The sequence below is a fragment of the uncultured Legionella sp. genome (genome assembly GCF_937871865.1).
GTDB lineage: Bacteria > Pseudomonadota > Gammaproteobacteria > Legionellales > Legionellaceae > Legionella.
Window position 1 is genome coordinate 1 of record NZ_CALMPD010000128.1, and the last position, 9,632, is coordinate 9,632.

Consider the following 9,632-nt stretch of genomic DNA (forward strand, 5'->3'; position numbering starts at 1 on the left):
AATGAATACGTCATAAATAAATGATTATAATCAATTTATTATCCGTTGGCTATAAGCGTTCTATCCTGCCAAATCTGGCGACAATCCATTTAACACGTGTAGGCTGACGTTGAGTTTGCGAAGTCCTGCTAAGGGGTCATTGCATAATCTGCTATAAGACGGGTATGAGAGCCCAAATGACGCATTAATTCATTTAGCTCCTTATGTAGTTCCTTCAGGTCTTTGTTGCCTTCTACTAATTTAAATATATTGACTGAAGTCTCCGTTTGATAAAACAGATAATCCGGATCAGAGACATATTTTGACGGAACTATTTTTTTTATCATACGGTCTAAAGATGAGCCTAAAAGTTGTGATTCTCTGGCTATGATTGCTCGGAGATAATTGGCGGTGTAAGCAGGGTATTTTTTATCATGTTCGCTATCAGCAATAGCTTGTAGGGTTAAATTGCTTTTATCTTTTTTTTCAATAGCTTGCTTTAAAAAATAATATTCATAGTTTTCCAAACTACTATGCCGGTTTGTTAACAATTGAACTATCTTTTGTTGAGGAGATTCAAAACCTATTAATTGCAGCACACTTACATAAAGTAATTTCGCGGTTGAAACGTTAGGGCTAAGACTGGAATGGTAGGGTTGAGTCAGATCCTGGGCATAGTGAAGCGCCCAACCTAAAAAGCGATAACCCCAATATTGATGTCCTGTTGAAAAAGCAAAGCGGGATAAGCTTAAATATTGATGAATGCGATATTCAACATAAGTTCTCTTAAGATAGGGGGCGAATTTAAGAATAATATTTGATTCATAGTAGAATCCCATATGAAAGGGCACTTGTGACGAATGCGCAATGGTTTTATTACCAAATGGCTGTTCTCCCAAGCCGTATTCGCTGCCAAACCAGGTGGCGTTATCATTCCATAAATTAACATCCATGCCATAATCGGGTTCGTCAGTTGCTGTTGTGATAATTTCAAGAGGCGAAAGCAACTCGCCAGGCAGTGCTTCTTCAAGAGGTAAACTGGCAAAATTTATGTTGTTGTCTGCTAATAATTCATGGAGTATGACCCGTTCCGGGTTTATCGGGTTTTGCATTATTCTATGCTCGGACCCCGGAGGATATTGAATGAAAAGAGGGAACTTCATCAGAGGATTCACACGAATAGCTTTTAGAAACTGAATTTGAATTGACGTTGTATCATCAACATTTTTAAAGTTTAAATTGGTAGGAAGAGGGGGGTAGTTAAAAAAAGAATGATGAAACCAGAGTTCATTGTCAGCTAATAGTTGTATTAATTCCGGGCGAGTTTTTAGCAAAAAGGATTCCAGTGTTTCTGCTGGGACATTCGGATCTTTGCTTATTTTATCTGAGCGTTCTAACGCACTATAAGTTAATAAAAAATGACAATCCCAGGAATAAGAGTATGGTGTCAGCACTATAGTCAGTAAGAATATCATAAGGAGAGCGCTTTTTATTTTTACAGGTCTGCTTTGATAGTTCACTTATGTTTGATGTCCATTGATTTCTTCAGTAATAAATTTCATTGTATCAATACCAGCCTGCCATTAAATCCATAATTATTCCAGATATTTATACAATAGACATCTTACATGCTAAGGCAAGACATTCATTTTTGTTTAATAAGGGGGCACTATGTCTTTTGTTTGCCTTTGGAATAGAATACAATCGCACCTTTTTTCTTCCCATACTTAAGAGCACCAATTTTCATGCTGATTTCTCTGAACAAAAAATACGATACATCACAAAAAGATGAATACGAAAAACTATTAGAACATCTGGCTAGTTTAGACAAAAAGAAAAAAGGTGCTGCCTATCTAAAGATTAAACAACAAATTGAAAGTTCTTTGCGGCTTAATGCAACAGATCTCAATCTATATAAGAAATGTATTGGTGCTAAAGAAATCATTCCACAAGTGTTTAAAATGGAGTTTGTTAAAGATTCTGATGTGAAAGCAGCTTCGAGTAATTACTTATTTTTAAAAGGCAAATTTTATATTTTACCTCACACGGAACAACCTGAAGACGCAGTATATGCATTGATTGATAAATACATCTATGAATCGATGCGTCATGGTTTGAAGGAAGAACCTTGTATTAGTTTACGAGCTGCAATAGATAAGTTTTTACTTCAAAGTAAGCACCGCCCTCTAGCTTATTTTAGTCAACTGCTTGCGCGTCAAGAAACCGCTGCTAAAACATATTATAGTGAATGCTTATCCGAGGATTCTGATAGCGATGACGAACAAGAGTTTATTAAGGCGCCAAAAAAAGAACAAGATGCCCAAAATAATGTGGCTAATACTTATCGTAGTACTGCTCAATCAAGTAAATTTTTCAAGGCATTTAATCAGCATGCACAAGTAAGTGATAATAACTCCCGATTGAGGCCTATCATCCGACGCCCAGAAAATTTCGACCGAAGGCAGGCCAATAGCGATTTAAAGGCAATTAATGAACGCTTAAAATCAGGTTTGTCAGTTGACGATGAGTTTTTAGCATCATTGAATACCCAATTTCTAGTTGCGCAATATCGTGGTATTCATTATGTAACCAGTCGCTGGGATGCTGAGGCTCGGCGAGAACATCGTGAAATGGATGAGGTTGGGAAACCGCAATATTCCAGTGCTGTTTTTAATGCCGAAGGCGTGGAAGGGTATCGCGATATGATAAATAAAACGCTGACCAATCCCGATTTTCATACTCAGTTAACCCAGGCTGCGGTGGTGATAGAGAATTTATTGATTGCAATGCAGGAAAGTGATCCTTGCTCTTTTAAGGGATACGCGTATCAGAATCTGTTTTTACTGTTACAGAAACAATATTCTTCAGATTACGATGGGTTTCCTGGTTGGCTTGATGCGGAATTGAAAAAAAAGAACAGTATTTTGGCCGAATATCTTGTTAACAGAGAGCGTCCTTTATTTTCAACCAGTGATGTACCTAATCATGCGCTAAAATATGCCTTCGGGGTCAAATTATATGAAGGGCATAAAGATGAACGATTACGCCCACGCTGGAGAAATAATTTACGGGCTGAACGACCGTACTCAGGTAAGGTGTATTTGAGCCTGCACCCTTTAACCGATTATGTACAACATAAACCATCTCATCTGACTTCATTATTTAAAAAAGGATTAGTTAGTCTGGGCAATGTAATTGTTGCTGAGCGTGAAACATCCTTTTTGGCATACATGCCAGAAGATCGGGTTGCTTATCATTTTAAAGCGAAGTACCCCTCATTTCATGGCCCCTATAAAACACTATTCCATCATAAATATGGCATTAGCAAGGCAATGTATTCGGCATTGCAAAAGGCTTTCGAGGAGTTAGCACCTCATAGTCAAGAAAGAAAAAATGTTATTAAGTCTCTTGGTGATTATTTGTCTGCATTTAATGAGGTACGCTTAGTTGATAAGGCACAAAACCTGGCAATAGCTCAAAATAGCGTTTTAATTTATAGAGATGAAAACGGCTATTTCAGTTTAGATTTGTCTGATACGCCAAGCACTGCAAATAAACGCCTGGCTCCTATTATTGGTGCTGAACGCGAACTTTATAAAGCCATTGCTGAGGGGCGCACTAAGGCGTTGCAAACGATTAGCCGTGATGAATTTGATGAAGAAGAAGAAAAATTTCGCTACGTACAATGCTATTTTAAACGATTACTCCAAAATGGCTATTCATTAGCTGACTTTAAGTCGATACCATTGGAAAAATTAAAGCTAATTAAGCATGATTGTTTGTTGTCAGCTGTTGCTGAAAATGAAATTACTTTAGATCAATTAACTGATTTAACTACTGAACAGTTAAGCATTATTTGTTGCGATGCGGTGATTGGGAGCATAGAAGAGGAGCCTGATAATTTAGAGTTACTACTGTCCTTTTCTTTTGAAAAACTGAATTTACTGGACGATGAGCAACTCCAGGAGCTTTTGGAAGATGATGAGCTTTCTCTCACGGATATAGCCTCCTGTAAGAGCAAAGAGCTGACTAAACTGCTGAAGTATGAAAACTTAAAAAAACCACTTAAAGAAGATTATTCACTGAAAAATCTGTTAACCTTACTTAAGGAAGATAAAAATCATATTCGTTGTTTAACAGCTGATGACATGACCGATCTTGTATTGGATGAAGCACCGGACGTACCTGATTTAATCTTGAAATATGCTGTTGAGGAGGATGTTGATTTTGAATTTATTACCCAAAATCTATCTTACTCTGAGCGAAGTTTATTCAAGATGTGCTTGGATGATTATTTTCATAGCGACAGTGATGAATCTGAGGACGAATACAGTGATGAATATTCGGAGAAAAATAATTATTTTTATCGTTAAATAATCTTTCGTTATGTTGTTCCAACTCGAATTACCGCGGTTTGTGTACACTTGACCGCGGTATCCAGTAATTTTGCTTCGGCCTAGATCCTTGAATTACCACAGACACGTCGCGCTAATTTGGAATTATATTTTTCAAAATTGTTCATTGTAAAGGCAAATGACAACTTTCGCAGTGAGCTTAATGTTTCATTGATATTCATAGCTTATGCTTAAAATAAGTTATCGTATTTTGTATGTGATAAAAGCTGGATATTATTTATTCAGTCTTGATTTGAGGAGTCTTATATTATGTCTAAAAAGAAACACGATAAATCGACGCAAACAAAAAAGATATTAAGCAAAATCGTTGCTAATATAGACCTCCCTTATGTCGGTAGTGATGCAGATAGACGATATTTACTAGAGTTTAAAGTAGAGCTGCAATCATACCTTGACGAAATCAATGAGAACATTAAAGCCTACAATAAGGCTGTTGGTGATTCGAATTCAGCTAAAATGTTAATTGCTAAAAATGAAATAGAATCACTGATTATGGAAGCTATCTACAGTTTTCCACCTGATTTTTCGAGTGCTATACCTTCTGTACAACAGCTATTTGAACAGAGATTTCCCGAACTTCTTCAAACCATAAATTCATCAGGTGACCATTTATTATCTGGTGATGACAACAAGGCCAAAAAGAAAGTATCTTATTTTGATAAGCTAAAACATGTAATAGCCAGTGTCGATGATAAAAAAGTAGAAATTAAATCCAACGCACTTTTGAATAAAGACAAATCTTCAAAAAATGGAATTGATAAAGAGTTTGAGTTCTTTTTTGGCAAAGAGTCAGCCAAGAAGGGAACTATTTTAAAATTAAAAGATAAGACCTCCGTTGCTTTAACATCAACCAGTAAAACAAAAGAATCGAAACCGTCAGAAAAAACAAAGGAAAAAAATGAGATTAAACAATTCATCCTTGAGCATGATTTGAATAATCTTGATAATTTGCAAGAATTGAAAAACAAAATTTCATCCTATAAATCACATCATGATCTTTCTTTTAGTAGAAAATTATTTCTGAAAGCACTGGTTTCTCATATTGAGAAAAAAATCGGTGTTTTATTAATACAAAATGCTAATGATACCAAGGTGGGGCCCAAATTAGCCGATTGTAATTTCCCTGAGCTGTTGGCAAAGATGCCTGCAGACAAAGTTGCTGAATTGGCTGCTCTTGTCGCGAAAGGAAAAGGATGTAAGATTAATGATCTAACGAGTTTATTAAAAGGCATCTATGAAAAGGATACTCCTGAATATCTCCAGATGCAGGAGTTTTTAGCGAATCATAAGTTGGAGTTTTTAGGAGGAGGTAATTCTAAAAACTTCAAAGTGAGTAATATTTATACCGGAAACAGCTACGTTCTTAAATTGGATAACCGTCTTAATGCACCAAAACAGATGGAAGCCAAATTGATGGTTGAACTGAAAGCGACAATGACCCCTATTCATGCAGAAAGACAGACTACCTTTAAAGACGAAAAAGGGCAATTAGCCACCCGTGTTCTCTTAATGACTGAATATTGTGCTGGGGGCGATCTGGAATCTGATGCAAAAAAACAACCTGCAAGTAACAAATTAAAAGCAGCGGTAGGTATTTATCGTCAAATGGCTGAAACTTTAGAAACCATCCGAAAAACCGGTGTTTTATTTCCTGATTTGAAAAATACCAATTGGCTGATTGATAACGAGAGAAAATTAAGAATCGCTGACACCAAATCATTTTTGCCAGCAACTAACGGTTTTTATGACTCAAGTAATCAAGAAAATAAATGGTATAATTTATTATCTACTCGCTATATGAATCCTCCAGAATTCAAATCCGGCGAGTTTAAAACCGATCCTGTTCATGCTTATCAATTGGGAAAAAACCTTTATCAATATTTGACTGATTGCAGTATTCTGTATCTTTATGAACACGGAGACGGAGATGGAGCGCAATATAATTTTAATTTCCCTATATTTAAGACTCCAGAAGGTCTTGAACTAAGAAATATAATTGAACAGTCAATCAAACCGGATCCCAAACAAAGGATATCGGTTGAGTCAATGTTGGCAACGTTAAGCACCTTGGATAAAAAGTTGAATCCGGCGCCAGTGAAAGAGAACGAAAATAAAAAGGCACCAGAAATAAAAGTAGATCAACAAGGAATTGCTAATCAGCAAAAAATGAAGGTGAAATTAAACGAATTCCAGTTGGCTGATGTAACGAAGCTTTATAAGGTTAGTGACGCATCAATACAAAAAGTGACACAATTATTAAATAAGCTGGAAACGATACAACGTAGCATAGATACCAAATATGATGGCGATAATGAAAAATATCATAGAGTACATGATACGTTACAGAAAGAGATTGGCCAAATAAAAAACAACTGGAGAGTCCTGCAATCTAATGCAACTGGAGAGAATCTTGAGTCGTTTAAAGACTCATGTGGGAGCTCGGTTACCAAAATTGCAGATGAACTTGCTCAGCACCGAGGTTGGTGGTTTAGTGACGTAAGTGCTGGGGTAAGAGCATTCATCGGTGTGCTTGCGACGGTCACGATAGTGCCGGCAGTTGTTGTTGCACTTGCAAGTAACCATGGGTATACAAACACGTTCTTTGGAACAGCTAAGACAGGCTCTTTGACTCAATTTGAACAATTGAATATTACAAAAGACGTTGATTTAACATTAGATGAGTTTAATGATGTAGGTCCTAAATTCAGATGAGTTTGACATTACCTGGAGAATAGGGGGCACCTGAGGATTAGGGAGAGAACTATGGATTTGCAACGTGAGGAAAAATGAATATTTCTTTTCAGGAATTGGTCCGGACTCATTCTTTAAGTGCGAATTACAACGATGAGTCGATGTTAATTCGTTTAAAAAACTGGTGTCAGACACATGTTTCAGCTGACTGTGTCTATAAAGGGGAGCCGGAAGGGCAATACCTTCAATACATGAAATTAGCGCAACACTACCTTGATGTTTTTTTACCCTCGGCTCTTGATAACTTATCAATTCCTGTATCTTTATTTAACGAAATGGGAACTCTGCAATATGCAGCTTATTCTGGCTATGATCGGTTTATTGAGCAATTACAGGTATCTTATTCTGATGAGTTTGATGCAGCCAATGAGTATGGTATGACGTGTTTGCATTTTGCTGCTGTTCATGGATACGTCCATACAATGGATGCTCTTTTGAAATTAGGAGCTATTCCAAATAAACCCAACAAAAATAATCAATATCCACTCCATAGTACTTTAGAGATACCATTGTACTTCGATGATGAATCTATCTTGATTCAATCCAAAATCTCTTGCTTTAAACGTCTGAAAACACGTTATCTTCCTGCATTCTATGCTCAGGATGCGAATGGTGAAACAATTGCACACAGGCTCACCGAGAATGGCTTTGAACCTTTGCTTGCCGAACTTATGGAAAAAGATACGGATTTGATTTATCAATGTAATAATTATACACGCTACCCAATTCATACCGCATTATTAAATAATCGAATAAAAGCAATTGAGTTACTTTTAACGCTTCCTGCTGTTTCTTTACTTAAAGATGCGGAAGGGAAGGTTGCTTTGCATTATGCAGCTGAATACTGCGATTTGGATGTTGTCACACTATGTTGCCAATCAATCACCGACCTGAATATCAACGATAATTTGCTTCGAACTCCATTGATGCTTGCCGCTGAGGTGGGAGATGAACCTGTCGTTTTGTTTTTACTTGAGAGTGGTGCTGATTCAAAAAGTAAGGATTATGGCGGATTGATGGCCCGTGATTATGCCCAAAAGCAGGGATATGACGACATTGTTTCTATCTTGAAATAATAGGAAATTCTGCTTTAGGAGCTCTTTTATCATTTATAGCAAAAAAGAAAAAAGTAGTGTTCCCGTCTATATTTAAAAGAAGCCCCAGTGAACTAGTAATGCGATTACTGAATGATATAAAAAGGATTTTGCCATGAATATTGAATTCAATTGGATAGATTATGGATTTCTTATTATTTTTCTTTTATCAATTATCTTTGGTTTTATTCGGGGTTTTATCGGGGGAGTCGTGTCATTACTTTTTTTGATAGCGGCTTTATATTTGGCTATGAAATTATCACCCCAATTGGCAGCTCAGTTTACAGGACCTGTTGCTCACGAACAGACTGTTTCTTACATGATCCTGATTGGTATTTTTCTTCTTGTCTTTATCGTAACGGTACTTCTTGGTTCGCTGGCCAGCTACCTTTTAAACAGAGTATTTCAATTTGGCGGTTTAGGGTTTATTAATAGCTTTCTTGGCGGGGTATTTGGCGTTGCGCGAGCAGTAATTCTCACAATAGTATTGATTTATATCGTGCAATTATTGCCTGCAGGAAGCCAACCTCAGATGTGGAATGAATCGAAATTCGTTAAGTACTTTCAGCCAATGACGGGATGGATGGTAAAAAATATTTCACCCAAACTTGATATTCTAAAAGAAAAAATGAATCAAACAGTCCAAAAAATTGAGTCTAGCGAATAACCCGTCGTAGGTCGGGGCCTCGTCCGACAAGGGAATGCTCATCTATTGTTCTGCGTTTGGATAAAATGAAACGTTGGGCGAAGCGCCTGACCTTATGTCTTGAAACTATGATTTAATAGAGTCTACGTTTGTTTTCACTTGCGATATCAATCGATGACGGAATAGATAGTAAAAAATATTTCATCCAAACTTGACGTTCTGACAATGAACCTGGCAGTACCCTACCTTTTGTTTTTACTTGCGAAATCAATCTATGCCGTAATGGCGTACAGCTCATAAGTTTTCTTTAAGGAAGAATAATTAAAATGGAAATAGGAATTACTGTTGCTCAATAATAGGAGCTTATAATGAATATTATCGATCTCATGAAGGAACTCAATTATCCCACTAATGACGACGGGGTATGTAGGGGGCTGGCACTCATGGCTCAAAGGGCCTGTTGGTCTGGTCAGTTTGAACAATTTCAGAAGCGAATGAACTATTTAAGCACTCTTCAGCCTAACCAGCTGCACGTGTTGTTAGATATGGCGAAACAACATGATAAAGATTTACGTGATAACAAAACTACCATTCCTTTATCTCAAAATGAACAAATATTATTGACCGTTGACGCATTTTTCTTTCAAATTTGGGCGCATTTTAATCCTCGCGAAACACAAAAATCCTTAGGTTCGGTAATTTTCAGGATAGTTGTCGCTTGAAGCAGAGCAGATTTGCTCTACTTTG

6 protein-coding genes are annotated in these 9,632 nt (G+C 36.9%); 5 read left to right on the top strand and 1 reads right to left on the bottom strand.

Translation table 11 applies throughout. From position 1 onward, the window contains the following. Positions 1-128 precede the first annotated feature (128 nt). Entirely contained in the window at positions 129-1,454 is a 1,326-nt protein-coding gene (locus tag Q0495_RS06930; RefSeq protein WP_298624377.1) for a hypothetical protein, read from the bottom strand. Positions 1,455-1,724: 270 nt separating this feature from the next. Here Q0495_RS06930 and Q0495_RS06935 point away from each other — a divergent pair, with 270 nt between their 5' ends. The 5 genes from Q0495_RS06935 (at position 1,725) to Q0495_RS06955 (ending at position 9,607) form a co-directional block, all read left to right on the top strand. Then, complete coding sequence (locus tag Q0495_RS06935; protein WP_298624378.1) at positions 1,725-4,352, top strand: hypothetical protein; 2,628 nt, start codon at positions 1,725-1,727, stop codon at positions 4,350-4,352. Positions 4,353-4,643: 291 nt separating this feature from the next. After that, positions 4,644-7,106, top strand: coding sequence for a protein kinase (locus Q0495_RS06940; RefSeq protein ID WP_298624379.1), 2,463 nt, complete (start codon positions 4,644-4,646; stop codon positions 7,104-7,106). A 74-nt stretch (positions 7,107-7,180) separates the two neighbouring features. Next, a complete protein-coding gene (locus Q0495_RS06945; RefSeq protein WP_298624381.1) occupies positions 7,181-8,221 on the top strand; it encodes an ankyrin repeat domain-containing protein in 1,041 nt (346 codons plus the stop codon). A 133-nt stretch (positions 8,222-8,354) separates the two neighbouring features. Then, on the top strand, positions 8,355-8,906 hold the full coding sequence (locus Q0495_RS06950) for a CvpA family protein (RefSeq protein WP_298624383.1): 552 nt from the start codon (positions 8,355-8,357) through the stop codon (positions 8,904-8,906). Between the two features lie 347 nt (positions 8,907-9,253). Continuing rightward, entirely contained in the window at positions 9,254-9,607 is a 354-nt protein-coding gene (locus tag Q0495_RS06955; protein WP_298624385.1) for a hypothetical protein, read from the top strand. Positions 9,608-9,632 lie beyond the last annotated feature (25 nt).